The organism is Psychrobacter sp. DM8 (assembly GCF_051307025.1).
GTDB lineage: Bacteria > Pseudomonadota > Gammaproteobacteria > Pseudomonadales > Moraxellaceae > Psychrobacter.
Window position 1 is genome coordinate 109533 of the sequence record NZ_CP195538.1, and the last position, 18404, is coordinate 127936.

At 44.4% G+C, this 18404-nt stretch carries 16 protein-coding genes and 1 riboswitch; of the genes, 8 read left to right on the forward strand and 8 right to left on the reverse strand.

Going from position 1 to position 18404, the window contains the following annotated elements:
- The first annotated feature begins 36 nt into the window (after positions 1–36).
- The 4 genes from ACR64J_RS00515 to ACR64J_RS00530 all read left to right on the forward strand — a co-directional run bounded on the left by ACR64J_RS00515 (position 37) and on the right by ACR64J_RS00530 (position 3844).
- Positions 37–849, forward strand: coding sequence for a glutathione S-transferase N-terminal domain-containing protein (locus ACR64J_RS00515; protein ID WP_435950013.1), 813 nt, complete (start codon positions 37–39; stop codon positions 847–849).
- 152 nt (positions 850–1001) lie between these two features.
- Positions 1002–1757 carry an endonuclease/exonuclease/phosphatase family protein gene (locus ACR64J_RS00520; protein WP_435950014.1) on the forward strand — a complete coding sequence of 252 codons (756 nt, stop codon included), beginning with the start codon at positions 1002–1004 and terminating at the stop codon, positions 1755–1757.
- A gap of 39 nt (positions 1758–1796) precedes the next feature.
- Complete coding sequence (locus tag ACR64J_RS00525) at positions 1797–2789, forward strand: NADP-dependent oxidoreductase (RefSeq protein ID WP_435950015.1); 993 nt, start codon at positions 1797–1799, stop codon at positions 2787–2789.
- A gap of 173 nt (positions 2790–2962) precedes the next feature.
- On the forward strand, positions 2963–3844 hold the full coding sequence (locus tag ACR64J_RS00530; RefSeq protein ID WP_317200503.1) for an EcsC family protein: 882 nt from the start codon (positions 2963–2965) through the stop codon (positions 3842–3844).
- Here ACR64J_RS00530 and ACR64J_RS00535 read toward each other — a convergent pair.
- From ACR64J_RS00535 to ACR64J_RS00545, 3 genes are all read right to left on the reverse strand, one after another.
- Entirely contained in the window at positions 3841–4470 is a 630-nt protein-coding gene (locus tag ACR64J_RS00535) for an alpha-ketoglutarate-dependent dioxygenase AlkB family protein (RefSeq protein WP_435950016.1), read from the reverse strand. The genes ACR64J_RS00530 and ACR64J_RS00535 overlap by 4 nt on opposite strands.
- A gap of 166 nt (positions 4471–4636) precedes the next feature.
- Complete coding sequence (locus ACR64J_RS00540; protein ID WP_435950017.1) at positions 4637–5515, reverse strand: alpha/beta fold hydrolase; 879 nt, start codon at positions 5513–5515, stop codon at positions 4637–4639.
- A gap of 46 nt (positions 5516–5561) precedes the next feature.
- Complete coding sequence (locus ACR64J_RS00545; RefSeq protein ID WP_435950018.1) at positions 5562–7475, reverse strand: ABC transporter ATP-binding protein; 1914 nt, start codon at positions 7473–7475, stop codon at positions 5562–5564.
- Positions 7476–7777: 302 nt separating this feature from the next.
- Between ACR64J_RS00545 and ACR64J_RS00550 the strand changes: the two genes are divergently transcribed.
- Positions 7778–8689 carry an EamA/RhaT family transporter gene (locus ACR64J_RS00550; RefSeq protein ID WP_435950019.1) on the forward strand — a complete coding sequence of 304 codons (912 nt, stop codon included), beginning with the start codon at positions 7778–7780 and terminating at the stop codon, positions 8687–8689.
- Between the two features lie 189 nt (positions 8690–8878).
- Positions 8879–9769 carry a fructose bisphosphate aldolase gene (locus tag ACR64J_RS00555; protein WP_435950020.1) on the forward strand — a complete coding sequence of 297 codons (891 nt, stop codon included), beginning with the start codon at positions 8879–8881 and terminating at the stop codon, positions 9767–9769.
- Positions 9770–9835: 66 nt separating this feature from the next.
- Here the strand turns inward: ACR64J_RS00555 and ACR64J_RS00560 are convergent, their stop codons facing one another.
- The 5 genes from ACR64J_RS00560 to argH form a co-directional block, all read right to left on the reverse strand.
- Positions 9836–10489: a DUF4276 family protein gene (locus ACR64J_RS00560; protein ID WP_435950021.1), complete on the reverse strand. Its 654-nt coding sequence runs from the start codon at positions 10487–10489 to the stop codon at positions 9836–9838.
- Positions 10486–11574 carry an AAA family ATPase gene (locus ACR64J_RS00565; RefSeq protein WP_201611105.1) on the reverse strand — a complete coding sequence of 363 codons (1089 nt, stop codon included), beginning with the start codon at positions 11572–11574 and terminating at the stop codon, positions 10486–10488. Before ACR64J_RS00565 ends, ACR64J_RS00560 begins: the two co-directional genes overlap by 4 nt.
- Before the next feature lie 66 nt (positions 11575–11640).
- Positions 11641–13689: a phosphomethylpyrimidine synthase ThiC gene (gene thiC, locus ACR64J_RS00570; protein ID WP_435950022.1), complete on the reverse strand. Its 2049-nt coding sequence runs from the start codon at positions 13687–13689 to the stop codon at positions 11641–11643.
- A 226-nt stretch (positions 13690–13915) separates the two neighbouring features.
- Positions 13916–14032, reverse strand: a riboswitch (TPP riboswitch).
- An 81-nt stretch (positions 14033–14113) separates the two neighbouring features.
- On the reverse strand, positions 14114–14404 hold the full coding sequence (locus ACR64J_RS00575) for an oxidative damage protection protein (protein ID WP_317199666.1): 291 nt from the start codon (positions 14402–14404) through the stop codon (positions 14114–14116).
- 192 nt (positions 14405–14596) lie between these two features.
- Positions 14597–15970, reverse strand: a complete 1374-nt coding sequence (argH, locus tag ACR64J_RS00580; protein ID WP_435950996.1) for an argininosuccinate lyase — start codon at positions 15968–15970, stop codon at positions 14597–14599.
- A 128-nt stretch (positions 15971–16098) separates the two neighbouring features.
- Between argH and ACR64J_RS00585 the strand changes: the two genes are divergently transcribed.
- Both ACR64J_RS00585 and ACR64J_RS00590 read left to right on the forward strand, forming a co-directional pair.
- Entirely contained in the window at positions 16099–17250 is a 1152-nt protein-coding gene (locus ACR64J_RS00585) for a histidine kinase (RefSeq protein WP_435950023.1), read from the forward strand.
- A gap of 302 nt (positions 17251–17552) precedes the next feature.
- The gene (locus ACR64J_RS00590; RefSeq protein ID WP_435950024.1) at positions 17553–18290 is read left to right on the forward strand and encodes a LytR/AlgR family response regulator transcription factor; all 738 of its coding nucleotides are present in this window, start codon (positions 17553–17555) and stop codon (positions 18288–18290) included.
- Positions 18291–18404 lie beyond the last annotated feature (114 nt).

The window sequence follows — 18404 nt, forward strand, 5'->3', positions numbered from 1 at the left end:
TCAATGCTCTTTTTACATCACAATAAGGCATCCACGATGATTATCCCAAACACACCCCTTGGACATACGATAAAAAGCTTGCAAGCAACGACGACTATGCTGTTGCGCGGTGCTCGTGGCAATATGGGCACGCCCAAGCCTATGCAGCCTGAAAAAATGCTGGTGCTCTATGAGCATGAGGCCTGTCCCTATTCGCGCCGTGTACGTGAGGTCATGACCCATCTTAATTTAGACTTTGAGAGTCGTCCCAGTCCGCACAAAGGCCACGTTTACCGCGATGAGCTTACAAAACTGGCTGGTAAAGCGCAAGTACCGTTTTTGATTGATGATAACCAAGACGTCAAATTATTTGACTCACAAGCGATTATCGATCATCTATTCGCGCATTATTCCAAAAAAGGCACAACCCCTAGCAAGTATCAAAGAGCCCAAGATGATGACAACGCCACCCTTGTCAATAAAGCGGCAAGTGTGGCCTCTATGATGCGCGGCGTAAAAGCCGACCACCCCAAAAAGAATGACGCACGCGGTAAACCTGATGAGCCCCTACATTTATATGGGTTTGAGGCCAGTCCCTTTTGCCGATTGGTGCGTGAAAAACTCAGCGAGCTTGAAGTCGGTTATATTAACCATAGCGTCGCTCGCGAGCAGATTCAAGACATTGGCGGCTTTGGCGTTCGACTCAATGTAGGGGAGTATCAGCCTGTTAAAGGCGGTAAACGTGAGCGTTTGATGAATGAGGTGATGCATGGCAAATTACAATTCCCGTATCTGGTAGATCCTAATACCGATACGCAAATGTATGAGTCCAAAGACATTATCAATTATTTAGATGAGCACTATGGGTAGTTGGTCTGTTGATCTTAGCTGAGTACGCTGCTCCAGCGCTTTGATAAACTACCATAATGATTATCTGCTACTATTCATCATAAGTTTGCTAATTATTTTGATTACGACTAAACGATAAAACCCAATTTCTCTACCTTAAAAATGATAACCCTATGACGACTAAATCTTTTGTATTAACCAGTTATAACATTCATAAAGGCATGTCGCCGATGAATCGGCAAGTCAAGATGCAGGGTATTGCGCAGGCGCTCGATACTATACGTGCAGATGTGATTTGCTTGCAAGAAGTGCAAGGTCAAAACCTAAAACGCAACTTGCAGTACAACGAGTACCCTGATCAATCGCAGCACGAATGGTTCGGAGAATATCTGCAATTTCAGAATAGCTATGGCAAAAACTCCGAGTACCAAAACGGTCATCACGGCAATGCAGTACTAAGCCGGTTCCCGTTAGATCCCAAGCACAATGTCAATATTACCGTCAATAAGCTTGAGCAGCGCGGCGTATTGCACTGCGAAGTTCAACCCATTGGCTGGGATATCCCTGTCGTTATCTTGTGCGCGCATCTTAATCTATTTGAGCGCGACCGTATCAAGCAGTACGAGGCGATCAGCGACTACGTGCGTAACGCCATTGCTCCTGATCAGCCACTGATATTGGCAGGTGATTTTAATGATTGGAAAAAGATGTCTTGTGATAAATTAGCGACCAATCTCGGTATGACAGAGGCTCTGCGGTGCTGTCATGGCAAGCTATTACCGACGTTCCCAGCTAAACTGCCTGTGCTCAGCTTAGACCGTATCTACGTGCGCAATCTGACGATTAAGGATGCTTGGGTACATACGGGCAAGCCGTGGTCGACGCTATCAGATCATCTACCGATTAGTGCAGAGCTGGTGTTGGCTTAGCCTGATTACTTTTAAACCATCGAAAAGGAAGACGCAATCATGTCTACGCACGCTATACCAAAAGACCAGCACGCTGTACTGATCAGTAAATTTGGTACGCCTGAGGTCATGCGCTACGAAGGTGGCGTTCAAGTCCCTGACATTGGTGATAACCAAGTACTGATAAAGGTCGCGTATGCAGGTATCAATCCTGTCGATTACAAGACTCGTCAAGGCAAAGGCTGGGGCGCAGACAATATTCAAAAACAGTATTTCGATAAAGGGTGGTCTGCCATTTTAGGCTTTGACGTCGCAGGTATAGTCGTCAAAAGCAGTAGTGATGATTTTGCTATCGGTGATAAGGTTGCTGCGCTTAGCTTCAATGGACAGTGCTATGCCGAGTACGTGGCGGTTGAGGCAGGGCTACTTGCTAAAGTGCCCAAGACTGTTAGCTTAGAGCAGGCAGGGGCGGTGCCTTGTGTCGGTCAAACAGCATTACAGTTCATTGATTTTGCCGATATAAAAGCAGGTGAGCACGTCGTTATGAATGCCCCTGCTGGCGGCGTTGGGCAATTGGTCGTGCAACTGTTGATGGACAAAGTGGCGACGATGGGCATCAAAGTTACCGTGATCTGCTCACCTGATAAGTACGACAAAATCTCAGGTTTGATCGATAGAAACCAGCTAGCGGGCTGGATTGACTATACTAAAGACGATAATTTCCCTAACTTACAAGCGGATGTGTTGCTAGATTTGGTCGGTAACGAGGCTGGCGTGCGCGCGCTGAGCGTACTTAAACCTCGCGCGCGCGTCTTCGTGCTACCGACGATTTGGGTGGATAAGCTTAAAGAGGCAGGTAGTGACAAAAACCTAAGCGTAGAGGGCTATGCAGTCAAGCCCAATGGTCAAGACATGACGCGCGTGCTTAAGTGTCTTGCTGATAGCAAGCTGACGCTACAGATTCAGCAGGTTTATCCTTTAGCACAGGTAGTCGCCGCTCACACTGATCTGCAAAAGGGCGACGCCTTTGGCAAATTGGTACTTGCCGTATAAGTTACCTTTATACTACCTATCCGTGTTTATCCTTACAAAACCAATGCGTGTAAGCCGCTATAGTATTCATACCGCGGCCTTTATTGATCGCTTCTAAAAGCGGCTGGTTTGAATGTTTGGTTCTCAGCCGCCTAGCTTTTAATTACCACATAATCATTATTAAGGATAAAAAAATGACCGATGCAAAGGATAATGCAAATAGCGACACTAGTAATAACACCAAAAGTCACGGCAGAGGTAACGTTTATGCTGCTCAAGTACGCCAAGAGATAGAGGCATGGAAAAACCCTGATCAAAATATAATAGATAAAACCTTTGCAGCTTTAAGTGCGCCAATAGACAAGGCAGGTGATGCGCTAATGAACGCGCCGCAATTAGGCGAGACGCTCAAGCAAGCGACGCAAAAAGCCATTGTAACTCTAAGCGATGCAGCAAACTGGACGCTAGATACCCAAGATGCTATAGAGGCTTATCGCAATACGCTGGGCAATAGTGACTCGGTCAAATCTTTCGATGACATTGCAAGCTTAGATATCGCGGATGTTGATGAGCAAGTGACATTATTTAAGAGCAAATACGTAGCACTGACAAGTGCACAAGGCGTAGCGACAGGAATGGCGGGCTGGGCGGGTATCAGTGTTGACGTGATGGGACTAATCACCGCCAATCTGCGCGCTATCGGTGAGTATGCTACTTATTATGGTTTCGATATGAGTCAAAAAGGCGAACAGCTATTTGCCATGTCACTGCTAGCAGTTGCGACTTCTGCGTCTGCTGATGAGCGTAAAGCGGCGCTTGAGGATACGGCAAGCTTAACTCAAGACCCTGAGACTAAGGCATTTAATAAAATAAATGAAGAGCTGATGTCGCGAATACTTAGACAGACCGCAACCAAAGTGGCGACCAATATGGTCAAAACCAAAGCGGCGCAGATTATTCCTGCGGTAGGCGCTGTGGTCGCAGGCGGCGTCAATGCCAATTATACGGCAAGTGTGTGTGAAGCGGCGTATCAGTGCTACCGCGAGCGTTTTTTAGATCGTCAAGAGTCAACTTAAACGAGCATACGCCGAAAGGTTAAGCTGATACGGCCCGAATCAACAGTTGTGGTCTTGGTGATGCTGTGCTTCCAAAACGTTTGCGTATCCCCACGCATGACAAGCAGCTGACCTGACTTAAGATAGAGCGCAGCTTTGACAGGCTTGTTTTGGTGTCTGATAGTTTTGTGTTTAAAGACAAATTTGCGTGTGGCGCCCAAAGATAGCGCCGCGATAATAGGACGGTCACCTAGCTCCTTTTCATCGTCAGCATGGTAGCCCATACCCTCAGCTCCTGACGGATAATAGTTAAGCAAACAGGAGTTGAAATTGGCCTTAATACCTCGCGCTAGTAGTAATTTCTCGATAAATTGTTTCACATGAAACACAGCGTCTGACCAAGGAATGCTCGAATGCGTATGGCCTGAATAGCGATAGCTTGTGCCGTCGTCACCCATCCAGACAATTTTGCGGCTAGTGATATGTGTCTTGCCAAACAAAGTCACACGATCAGATTGCCAAGGCAAGTCAGCCAACAAAGCTTCGTATAACGCATTAGCGTCCTCAATCACCACACCAAAATCATTCAAAATACCATCACAGGGTAGTAAATTGTGCTGAGGAGTGAGCGGGAACAAATCAGTCATAGGGCATCTAGAGTCAGTCCATTGTAAGCGTAACTGATATTAATTTTGCGCAGCCTCTGGCTGCAACGACACAGCACGCAAGGAAAATTGATATCAGTTGCGCGTTAAAATTAAATGTATCTGTTTTATTTAGTATTTACTATACCCTATAGATTAAAGATGTTGTTTACTTGTCATTGAAGTCTTTTAGGATGAGCTTAGCGCATTCTTCTGGCGCTTCTACAGGGAGTAGATGTCCATTTTCAGGCATAACGATCAGCTGATCTGCAGGGACGAATTTTTGCCAATTTTTGCGGACTTGATCGTTAATAAAAATAGTGGGTTTACCGATAATTAAGGTATAAGGAACGGGGGTCTTTTTTAGGGCGTCGTCGATATAGGGTATGCCAAAATAGCTTGCCAATTCTTGCTTTGGACTAAAAATAAAGCGGTAACTGCCATCGTCTTGCAGCTCAAGGCTTTGCTCAGCAAAGAGGTGCAAGTGCTCGTCTGAGATACGACGATAGGCATTTTTGCTACGTAAGTTATCATAAAGCTCTGTCACACTTGACCAAATATTTTGTTTACTCAGCGCGCTTTTAAAGGGTTCTCGAGTGAGCAGAACCTTACGAGGAATGAGCTTGTATAGCCTTGCTTGGCGTTTGGTAAAAGTCACAGGCTCAATTAAATATAGCTTTGAGAACAGATCAGGACGTTTAGCCGCTGCCATCGCGGTCGCAGTCGCGCCTTGTGAATGACCGATACCGACTACAGGCTTATCTTGCGTCTGCTCCAAAAACTTAATAAGAAGATCGGCATCCTGCTGGCGGGTCAACACTTTTGCCTTTGGCTTATCATACCAATAGCCGCGCATAGCCAGCGCGCTGATATCAAAATTTGTGGAAAGCTGGGTGAGCAGCGGTTTGTAATTACCGACAGTAAAGCCATTACCGCCATAAAAATGAGCAGGCGCGCGCTTAGTGTTTGTATGTGCGCCAAGAGTACTTAAATCGTAATACCGCGCTTTTTTCTTTTTGAGGGTAATCGGTTTGGCAAAATCTTGCATGACAGCACTATCCTTATACTTTGTATTCGTTTAACTTTATAATGGTTTAGTTATCTTCACCTAAGAACCCACCACTTTGACGTTGCCACAAGCGCGCATATACACCACCGAGCGCGAGTAACTCCTCATGGCTACCTTGTTCGATGATCTGGCCTTGCTCCATAACCACCAAGCGATCTAGGGCGGCAATCGTTGAGAGGCGATGGGCAATCGCAATGACCGTTTTGCCCGTCATGATGTCGTTTAGACTCTCAGTAATGGCAAACTCAATCTCAGAATCAAGGGCACTGGTGGCTTCATCTAATAACAAAATCGGCGCGTTTTTGAGCATGACGCGCGAGATAGCGATACGCTGACGCTGACCGCCTGAGAGCTTAACCCCGCGCTCACCAACATGAGTATCAAGACCTGTATTGCCTTTATCATCGTATAAGTCTTTGACAAAGTCCCAAGCCTGCGCTTGTTTGGCGGCAGTTATAATCTCGTCATCGCTTGCATCAGGTCGACCATAAGCGATGTTTTCGCGGACGGTACGATGAAGTAAGGAAGTGTCTTGGGTAACCATACCGATTTGCTGACGCAGGGACTCTTGAGTGACCTTGTCTATAGCCTGTCCATCGATACAGATTTTGCCACTATCGACATCGAAGAATCTTAAGAGCAAATTGACCAGTGTTGATTTACCTGCGCCTGAGCGCCCAACCAGACCGATTTTTTCGCCTGGTTTGATATCGAGATAAAAGTTATCTAGTAGTTTAACTTGTGACAAGTTTGATGCGGCAACCGTTTTGACCTCATCGATACGCGCCCCTTCAATATCGCCATTCTCCTCACCTTCATAACTAAAATCAACCTGATCAAACACAATATGACCGTCAGTGACTTTTAGAGTGGGCGCATTTGGTACATCGATAATAGTTTGCGGCGCTGATAACGTGCGCATACCGTCTTGTACCGTACCGATACTCTCAAACAGGCTAGCGGTTTGCCACATGATCCAGCGGGTCAGACCGTTTAGGCGTAGTGCCATCGCCGTCGCCGCAGCAATCGCGCCGACGCCAACGGCGCCTTGTTGCCACAAATAAAGGCCGATACCTGCGGTACTACTGACCAAAATCACGCTAATGAGATGAGTTGAAACCTCCAAATAGCTTACCCAGCGCATTTGCGCGTGTACCGTACCCAAAAACTGACCCATCGCATTTTTAGCATAACCTAGCTCACGGCGTGAATGACTAAAGAGCTTGACGGTCATGATATTGGCATAAGCGTCGGTAATACGTCCAGTCATGAGTGCGCGAGCATCTGCTTGTACGATAGCAGTTTGTTTTAATTTAGGAATAAAATACCACATCGTCAAAGCGACTAAGATGAACCAAGCGATAAAAGGTATCAATAATAAGCTGTCTAAATTAAATAAAATGACGCCCGTTGTAATAAAATAAACAGTAACGTACATAAACATGTCGGTGACCGTCATCACCGTATCACGTACCGCAAGCGCCGTTTGTATTACTTTGGCTGAGACGCGACCTGAGAACTCATCTTGATAAAACTGCATCGACTGCCCAAGCATACGCTGATGAAAACGCCAGCGCATCTGCATGGGGAATACGCCTTGTAAGGTCTGAAAATGAATAAACGACGATAAGGCAATCCAAAAGGGGCTAACTAGCATCACTGCAAACATAAGCAGGAGCATATCGCCTTTTTTTAGCCATAGATTTTGCGGGGTATAAATCCCAAGCCAATCGACAATATCGCCAATCCAAGCAAACAGCATGGCCTCATAAACGCCAATACCCGCTGAAAGCACCATAAACAGCAGCAGCCAGCCACGCAGGCCTTTGGTACAGGCCCACAAGAACTTTAGCAGACCATCACGAGGTGCAGGTAGCGGCATTGGAGATTCAGGAAAAGCGGGCAGACGGGTTTCAAAAAAGCGAAAAAGTGCATTCATAGGTAGCAAACAGACAGTAGTATCAGCGTACAAAAACCAGCATTAGTACTCGCGGTTTTGTGCCTTTACTTTTAGGATTAGAATAATCGGATATTTTATCAAACTTCATTATCAGGCTTACAGGCTAATTGTAAGCTGGGATCGACTGATGAGGATACTCTTAGTTATCAGGACTATTTAGAGGTACATATAAGTGAGTCGAGATATAATCATTGCTGATTATGAAATATATTGTTACATTCTCTACTGACTTAATTTTGAAAACATTGAACATCGATTTATTTTATTTGAGGGCAAAACTGATGTTGTATTTGATTATTGCAGTGCTGTGCAGCGTTGCCGTTTCGGTGCTATTAAAAGTGCTGCGGCAAAAAGATATAGATATTCGTCAAACGATTGTCGCCGGTTACCCTGTTGCCTTTTTACTCACTCTAGTCCTGCTCAAACCTGATGTCAGCGCTATCAGTACGCTTGGCGGCGCATGGCGCATTATCATCGCCCTTGGTATTTTACTGCCGCTCGTTTTTGTTATTCTTGGCCGTGCTATCTCAGCGGTAGGTATGGTTGCCACGGACGCCGCTCAGCGCTTATCACTGATTATTCCTATCATTGCCGCTTTTTTATGGTTCGGTGAAGTGCTGACAGGGACACGTATATTTGGCCTACTGCTGGGTTTTTTAGCGCTAGGCGCGCTGGTGTATCGCCCGCAGCACTTGGCTATAGCTACCACTAGTACTGCTAATATAGATCATCCTAGCGACAGCACGACTAGCAATAACAGTGCTCTCTCATACGCTAGGCAGACGCCACTTTGGTTATTCGGTGTTTGGGCCGGCTATGGCATTATTGATATTTTATTTAAGCAAGTCGCCAAGCAGGGCGCCGCCTTTCCATTAACGCTATTTGTTAGTTTTGGCTTGGCAGCTGTGCTGTTATTTATCTATTTGCTTATCACCCGAGTGCGCTGGCAGGGCAATGCTTTGGCAGCAGGTCTGCTGCTTGGCGTACTAAACATGGGTAATATTTATGCATATGTGCGCGCCCATCAAGTCTTGTCTGAATCACCAAGTATCGTCTTTACGGGTATGAATGTTGGGGTGATTACCGTCGCTACCCTTATCGGGGTTGGCGTATTTAAAGAGCATCTTAATCGCATTAATATGTTAGGAATTCTGCTGGCTATCTGCTGCGTTGCGGTGCTGTTTTTGGCGTAAACTTGAGTTAGGATTTACTGATTAAAATTTGACGGTTAACCGACTAAATACAAGCAAATGCTAGCGCTTATGGTAAGGTAATTTATAATTCGCTATGGGTGTTGCTACGTCGTTAGGAACGAACATCGCTAAGCGCTTATAACACGTTATGATAAAATAAAGATTCAATAAATAGAGGATACTTAATCAATGGAATATCAAAAACAACTACAACGTATAAAAGAGGGTTCAGGATTCATCGCCGCACTCGATCAAAGCGGCGGCAGTACGCCTAAAGCGTTAGAGAATTACGGCGTAAACGGTGATGCCTACGATAGCGATGATGCTATGTTCGATTTAGTGCATGAAATGCGCGCCCGCATTATGACCTGCGACTGCTTTGATAATGAGCGCGTCCTTGGTGCGATTTTATTCGAAGATACGATGGATCGTGAAGTAAACGGCAAGTCCACTGCCAACTACTTATGGGAAGATAAAAACATCGTTCCTTTTTTAAAGGTAGATAAAGGTCTAGCTGAGCAAATGAGCGGCGTGCAAGTGATGCGCCCGATGCCAGATTTGGATGCGCTACTTGATAAAGCTAAAAAGTACCCTGTATTTGGTACTAAAATGCGTTCAGTCATTTATGAGCCAAGCGTCGATGGCATTGAGCTTGTCGTACAGCAGCAGTTTGATGTCGCCAAACAAATCATCTCTAAAGGCTTTATGCCCATTGTTGAGCCTGAGGTCAATATTGATAGCGCACAAAAACACGAGTGTGAAGTGATACTCAAAGCAGATATTTTGCGCAATCTGGATCGTTTAAACGACGATCACCAAGTCATGCTTAAACTGACTTTGCCAGAGGAAGAGGGCTTTTATCAAGAGCTCGTCGATCACCCAAAAGTGCTCAAAGTAGTCGCGCTATCAGGTGGTTACAGCCGCCAGCAAGCTTGTGATAAGCTCAAGCAAAACCCAGGTATGATCGCCAGCTTCTCACGTGCCTTTACCGAAGGCTTAAGTAAGCAGCAGAGCGATAAAGAGTTTGCTGAGACCATTGATAACTCGATCAATGAGATTTATGAAGCGTCAAAGGTTTAAGTAAGCGTAGACAGTGAATGACTTATGTGCAATTCAATCCCAACCAACATGATGTTTGTTGGGATTTTAACTTTGTGCTTTGAGCAATAGGAGTTTCTCAATCCATGAGTTGAAATGCTGACAGTTATTTCTAATCTCATCTAGACCTATTTCTTGAGCTATTAAACTACCATGAAGAGGTTTTTGATAAGACTTCAATAGGTTTAGTATTCTTTTTGAAGGGGAAGTAACTTTACTATTATTAATATGTTCAGGAGTTTCAAAACTGGATGTTTCTTGAATTAATAGATCAACGTCTTCCTGTTCAAACCAATCTGAAAATTTCTCTGGTTGTGAAAATAATAGTGCTTCAAACTCGTGTAATAGTAGGTTCGGTATGAAGTTAATACAGCCCATATCTTGTTGCCAAACCTTCTCGATTGTCAAAATCTTATCAAAAATACTAACATTTCTCTTAGATTCATTAAGACCAATCCAGTTTTCAGGAAGTCCATAATAGTCCACCAGCGTTGTTACCCAAGAAGAACAGTCTTCTTTACATTTCATTTCTATTTGACGCTTGACTTTCGAATAACTTGAAATACCACCTTTATGTCCCGTACTAGTTGAAAAAATTATAGGGTAAACATAAAGACCCTGAGGCTCAAAAAATGTACAAAGTACGTCACGCACAAATGTTTCTTCCGTTTGTCCTTCACAAAAAATAAAAATTCTGTTCATCGCGAGGGTCTTCCTCCTAATAGGTTTTTCTCCCATATTTCACCAAGTGTGTATTCTTCAAGCCACTGTTGTATTTCTTCATTTTCGTGAACACGTCTGAATTTTGACTCATGATCAATTCTATCAACCACAATCAAGTCCTTGAAAGTAAACTCAGAGACTAAGTCAACAGATTGGGTAGAGATTATTATCTGTTTTTCTTTAGAAATTGATTTTATCAATGATGAGAGAATAGTTATTGCATAAGGGTGTAAACCTAACTCAGGTTCATCTATTAAAATAGTTTCGGGCTGATATTCTTGAGGTTGTAGAAGCACTGTGGATAGACAAATAAACCTTAAAGTACCATCTGATAATTGATGTGCTTTAAAAGGGATGTCATAGCCATCTTCAAACCACTCAAGCTCAATTTGTTCTGAATTTAATGGATTTGGTCTAAGTAAAAATTTACCAAAGAATGGGGCAACTAACCTCACAGTTTGTTCAATACGTTTTAGATGCTTTGGATAACGTTCTTTAAGAAGAAACAAGAAAGCAGCCAAATTCCTTGCATCAGGTCTTAAGTACATATTATCGTTAATCATGCCTCGTTGTTTCATGACAGCAGTATCACTAGTATCATGGAAATGATATATTCGCCAATTCTTTATAGTGGGAATTGTATAATCGTATATTCTCGTTCTACTTTGATGTTTATGAACATAGGTTTCAAAATGACCAGAACCCACATGCCAATCTCCACGCATATTCCACCATAAACTTTCATTGGTAAACATTAAGCGATTATCTTGAGTAGCTTCGAGGGTAAACTTATAACCATTATTACCAAATAGTAGCTCTGTTTTTAAATGTTCTGTAGACTTACGTCCAAAGTGCAATATGCTATCTGGTCCACCAGATTTGCTAGTATAGCTCTGTAAGTTTTCGTCTAATAATTCATGTATAAATTTAAAAAAACCAATAAAATTACTTTTTCCTGACCCATTTGCGCCAATCAAAACATTAAGGTTTGTCATCTCAATATTACAGGATTTAATTGACTTAAATCCTGTAATAGACAAAGAAGATAGCTGGTTATGATTCATAATGTTTTCAACTAGTGAAATAAAATGTAAAACTCTTTGACTAGTTTAACTTAAAAACTATAACTCTCACACCTCTTTGTACAACTGTCGTCCCTCGCTATGGTATTTCTCGGTCATCTCTTTCATGCCTTGGCGAACTTCCTCTAAGCTCGCTTCACGGGCTTGCTCGACCAGTTCAGTATCGACCTGCTTGATACGGTGGTTCTCGTCTTGAAGATCACCGCTACTTGGCGTGACTTTATTTTCCAAGCCTTTGGCGTACTCACGCACATTTTGCGTGATTTTCATCGAACAAAACTTAGGGCCACACATGGAGCAAAAGTGCGCCGACTTGTGCGCGTCTTTGGGCAAAGTCTCATCATGGTATTCACGCGCGGTATCAGGATCGAGCGCTAGATTGAACTGATCATCCCAGCGAAACTCAAAGCGGGCTTTGGATAACGCATTATCACGCGCTTGTGCCCCTGGATGGCCTTTGGCAAGATCGGCGGCATGAGCGGCAATTTTGTACGTGATGATACCGTCTTTGACATCCTTTTTATTAGGCAATCCTAAGTGCTCTTTGGGCGTCACGTAGCAGAGCATGGCGGTGCCAAACCAGCCAATCATCGCCGCCCCAATAGCACTAGTGATATGATCATAACCAGGTGCGATATCAGTCGTCAACGGCCCTAAAGTATAAAAGGGCGCGTCCGCGCAGATCTCAAGCTGCAAGTCCATATTCTCTTTTATACGGTTCATCGCCACGTGTCCGGGACCTTCGATCATCACTTGTACATCGTGCTCCCAGGCCACTTGAGTCAATTCGCCAAGGGTACGTAGCTCACCAAATTGCGCTTCGTCATTGGCGTCTTGCAAACAGCCAGGACGCAGGCCGTCTCCTAAGCTAAACGCGACATCATACTGTTTCATAATCTCGCAGATGTCCTCAAAATGGGTGTATAAAAAGCTTTCTTTATGATGAGCCAAGCACCACTGCGCCATAATAGAGCCACCACGCGAGACGATACCTGTCAAACGATTGGCGGTCAGCGGCACGTAGCGTAGCAGCACGCCTGCGTGAATGGTGAAATAATCAACACCTTGCTCGGCTTGCTCAATTAAAGTATCGCGGAATATCTCCCAAGTCAGATCTTCAGCTACGCCATCGACTTTTTCTAATGCTTGGTAAATCGGCACGGTACCGATGGGTACGGGTGAGTTACGAATCAGCCATTCACGGGTCTCGTGGATATGATTACCCGTTGATAAATCCATGATCGTATCCGCGCCCCAGCGCGTCGCCCACGTCATTTTTGACACTTCTTCGTCGATAGAGGAGCCGAGCGCTGAGTTACCGATATTAGCGTTTATCTTCACCAAAAAATTGCGTCCGATAATCATCGGCTCAGACTCAGGGTGATTGATGTTATTTGGAATAATGGCGCGTCCAGCGGCAACTTCATCACGGACAAATTCAGGGGTGATAATCTTTGGCGTATTGGCACCAAAGCTTTCACCCTCGTGCTGGCGCATGTCAGTTAACTCATGCTGTTTTTGTGTTTCGCGGATAGCGATGTATTCCATCTCAGGCGTGATAATACCGCGGCGCGCGTAGTACATTTGCGTGACATTGCCTACTTTGCCATCGACGTCTTTAGCACGGCGCGGTTTGTCGATGTGCGCAAACCTAAGGTTAGCGGTACTAATGTCACGTGCACGGGCTTGCCCGTATGAGCTAGACAGACCTGTTAGTTGTTCGGTATCACCGCGCTCAGCGATCCAACCCTCGCGTAATTTAGGCAACCCTTTGGTGAGATCAATATGAGCATCGGGATCGGTATAAACGCCTGAAGTGTCATAGACATAAAACGGCGGGTTGTGCTCCCAGTCCGACTCATCAACGTCTTGAATAGGCGTAGGATCAAGTGTAATCTCGCGCATCGGCACTTGTATATCAGATCTCGATCCTTGGATATAGACTTTACGAGAAGCGGGGAGAACACGATGCAAGTCGCGAGCGTCCTCCTCAAAACGGGCATCGGCAGAGGTGCGATGGGCAGGGGTTTTTAGTGCATCGGCTTTTTTGTCAGACGATTTTTGATTAGGTTTTGATATTAGGGTTGAAGCTGTCATATGCTGTCCTAGCGTGTTGTTTTGAATAAAATCAACACCGCCAGTAGCTGCGGGACAAGCATAGAATTTATATCTATCTTAATTGCATAAAACGTTTTACTACGATGATAGGCAGTCAAACGCTTCAAAAATCAGTAGGCGCCACTTCATATTAACCAACGTGTTCTAGCGATAAGAGACAGTATGGTAATAAAAAGGCATTTCTGCGCGCCTAATAGATAGGTATAACGTATGCTTAAGACTTCCCTGCGTCGGTACTAACCGCATCAGGTTCGGCGGGTGATCTCTCAGCGAATGCGCACTGGCTTGTGACCAATTGCACACCGCACCCCGAGTCTGTCAGTGTTGTAAATTTGCTGCTGGCAGGTTTACACCAGCAAGCTTTATAGTAGCAAAATTAGCTTAGGATAAATAGCAGTTTGCTTTATTTCTCTGGCGTCCAACCTTGCGCACGCTCGTAGTCTTCATTATCTAAGAACTTATCCCGCTGCTCAGTCAAAAACTTTTTGGCTTCAGGATCCATCATACTCAGATGATTTTCATTAATGAGCATGGTTTGTTGCTCAAGCCACTCTTTCCATGCCTTTTCAGAAACTGTATCTTGTAGCTCTTGACCTTTTTTGTTTGGAAAAGGCGGATGCGGCATCTTTGGCAAATCTTGCTGATATTTGCGGCAAAATACGGTATTGGCTTGCGGGTTAAAGGTCTCAGTCATGAGGTGCTCCTTATTGATTTTATGAAATTATTTATTAAATATTAGTATTTATCTATGATAACGGTCTTAGTCAATTTAGCAAAGGCTATCAGGTGTATAGAAGGTAACAGCGAGTGTGCCTAAGAGAATGAACAAAAATACCCGCAACAATGGCGGGTATCTTTATAAAAGATATACGTTGGTAAATATCAACTAAGCAAAAGCCTTAAGGCGGGCTCGGCCGTTAATGACCGCTTGCTTAACTTGATTGGGCGCTGTGCCGCCTAAATGATCACGCGCCGCGAGTGAGCCCTCAAGCGTTAAATACTCAAAGACATCATCACCGATAGCGTCACTAAATTGTTGTAATTGAGCTAGTGACAAGTCACTCAAATCAACGCCCTCCTTGATACCCAAAGCGACTGCATGACCGACGACTTCATGAGCATCGCGAAAGGCGACGCCGTTACGCACTAGATAATCGGCCAAATCGGTCGCTGTCGCATAGCCTTTCATGGTAGCGGCGCGCATAGCCTCGATGTTTGGAGTGATATTCGGTAGCATATCAGCAAAGGCAAGGAGTGAGCCGGTCAACGTATCGACGCAATCAAATAGCGGCTCTTTATCTTCTTGGTTGTCTTTATTATAAGCGAGCGGTTGGCTCTTCATCAGACTAAGCAGCGTCATCAGTTGACCAAAGACGCGCGCTGATTTACCGCGTACCAGCTCTGGCACATCAGGGTTTTTCTTTTGTGGCATGATAGATGAGCCGGTACAGAAGCGATCGGGTATCTGCACAAAATTAAACTGCGCCGACATCCATAAGATAATCTCCTCGCTCATGCGCGATAAATGCATCATCAAGATCGAAGCGTTCGATGTAAACTCAATAGCAAAGTCACGATCTGAGACGGCATCAAGTGAGTTTTGGCAAATGCCCTCAAAGCCTAGCAGCTCGGCGGTGATGGTACGATCTATCGGAAAGGTCGTACCAGCCAAAGCTGCGCTACCGAGCGGCATCTGATTCATACGGCGACGAGCATCTTTTAGGCGCTGGGTATCGCGGTATAACATCTCAAACCAAGCCATGACATGATGACCAAAACTTACTGGCTGCGCGGTCTGCAAATGGGTAAAGCCTGGCATGATAGTGTCGGTATGCTGCTCAGCCAGATTAAGGAGACCGCTTTGCAAGCGCACGAGTAGCTCAATGATATTATCAGTCTCCTCCCTTAGCCAAAGACGAATATCGGTTGCCACTTGATCATTACGGCTACGCCCCGTATGCAGTTTTTTGCCAACTGCGCCAATCATGTCTGTCAGACGCGACTCGACGTTCATATGTACGTCTTCAAGGGCAATGGACCACTCAAATTCGCCCGCTTCAATCTCAGCGAGCACCTGCCGTAGACCTTCTATGATCGTTGTAACCTCATCATCAGCCAAGATACCGCAGCGACCAAGCATCGTCGCATGGGCAATTGAACCTTGGATATCGTGACGGGCAAAGCGTTGATCAAAGCCAACTGACGCGGTAAAAGCGGCGACAAAACTGTCAGTGGCCTCACTAAAGCGCCCGCCCCACATCTGCTGGCCCTGACTATTTAGAGCAGCATTTGACGAATCGTTTTGTTCAGTGCTGCTCATAGTATCTGTGCTAGAATCAGAGACAGGTGACTTTTTATTTTGCTCAGAATCAATGGAGCTATCAGGGTTTGAAGAAATGGCGTTCATATCGGTCTAAGACTACTCATAAGAATAAGCACTCAAGTATAGCAAATGATGAGGTCGCCTTACTAGCGGCGCGCTTAGAGTTTTTTATCCCCAAGCTCATGGTCATGATGAAGCCTTGGCAGTGGCTGATGTACCTCTTTTTTTGGTCGTTATTTGTTACTATCACTAAGCGCCAAGATTTGGTTACAGGGTCTGATTTTGCCATTTTTTTTGCAGGCTATTTTTTTCAAAACGTCATCTCAATCCTTCCTGTTTTATATCTTATCGATTATCTGCGACCCATATTTAAAAGCATGAGTAACGTTAGAGTCAGCGTCTATATCATAGCGCTATTTATAATCAGCTCTGCTGTAACTATGATTTTAGTGCAGTTGGTAATGATTAATTTTGATTGGCTCAAGTACGATACTCGAACGTTTATCATAGACGTTATGCTCGATAGTATTGTGGGCGGCGGTTTTACTTTAGTCTTTATCCTATACTTTTTACGCCGCTACATGGAGCTAAACGCTCTCAAAGCCTCATTTGAGGACAAGCTTGGCGCGCAAAACGATATGATTAAGGCCCGTATTGCTCCGCACTTTTTCTTTAATACCGTTAATACACTAATCGCCCTTATGGATTCTAATCCTGCGCGCGCCTCTAAATTACTAGAGCACGTCTCAGCGCTCTTTCGTGCCAGCTTCAATGGCGCTCGTGAGATCAGTTTTGAAGAGGAGATTGCGCTTTGTGAGCATTACATAGCGATAGAGTCGAGCCGATTGGCGGACAAGCTGATTGTCAATTGGTCTCTACCTGAAGAAGATATCATGTATGACATGGTCATCACTTCACTCACCTTGCAAAGTGTTCTGGAAAAGATGCTGCTCAACGTCGTAGAGATGACTACTGAGACCATTGATATTCATATAAAGGTCACGTGGGAGCAGCACCGCGTTATCATTACGATTACCGTGCAACTGCCTAGCAAGACTTTAATGGTTATTTATGATTTGCAGCAACACATGGATTTTTACATTCAAACTGAGCGTTTGCGCGCTTACTTTGGCGATAGCGCTACTATCAACAGTACGGTCACAACTGAACAGATCATCACTAAGATAAACTATCCGCTTCAAGATGTTGGTCTGTAACGCTTTTAAAACAACCTTTTTTAACAGCTGGCATATTTATTGCTACATTATTACTACTATCGATAATGGTCTAGCTATTATTATAAATAACACGAGTTAAATTGATGTAAAAAGATAACGCAACAGGCTTTTACCTCAAAAAATTGTCTTTAAAAGGGTTTTTTACAGCTTCTGAAATACAGTGGTTATGTAAAGTAGTGAATAAATAAGTGATAGATAGTATTAAAAGAATATGAGCATATACCAGTATAATATCTATACTACTAAATAGCGGTCACATATAGTTTAAGAGAGGATATTACATGCGGATTGTAGTTTGTGATGATGAGCCATTAGCGCGTGAGCGTTTGGTGAGAATCGTGCAAGAGTCAGGTCATAAAGTGGTTGCTCAGGCAACGACTGGCATGGAAGCTATTACCGCCGTAAAGTCTCATCAACCCGATATTATATTACTAGACATTCGTATGCCTGAGATGGACGGTGTGCGCTGCGCTCATGAGCTCAATAAGCTTGAGCATCCGCCTGCTATCATCTTTGTTACTGCTTATGATCACTATGCGATTGCCGCACTCAGAGCCAATCCGATTGGTTACCTGCTCAAGCCTGCTAATAAAGATGAGCTGTTAGAGGCACTGAGTAAAGCCAAAAGCTTAAATGCCGCCCAGCTCAATGAGATCCGTAAACTTGAGGATCCAACAGCACGGCCTATTCGTGAGCATATCTCAGCACGGACTCATCGCGGCGTTGAGCTCATTAAACTCAAAGACATCTATTACTGTACCGCTGATCAAAAGTATGTCAAAGTGCGCCACAAAGACGGTATTGTACTGATTGATGAGACTCTAAAAGAGCTTGAGCAAGAATTTGACGATCGCCTATTTCGTGTACATCGCAATGCCATTATTAATCTAAGCTATTTAGATTTTTTGGAGACAGTAGATGCAGGTCAGTATCAAGTTCGCTTTAAGGGTATTGATGAGACCCTAGCGGTTAGCCGTCGCCATCTGCCTGCGCTACGTGAAAAAATACAGAGTATGTAGATATCGTCTTATGTAGATCTTGCTGTATTTAGAAGTTGTTTAGTGAGCATTAGTCATGAGCTGCAAATCATTCATACCGTATCATCACACCCTTATTTATGCTTAAATAGGGGT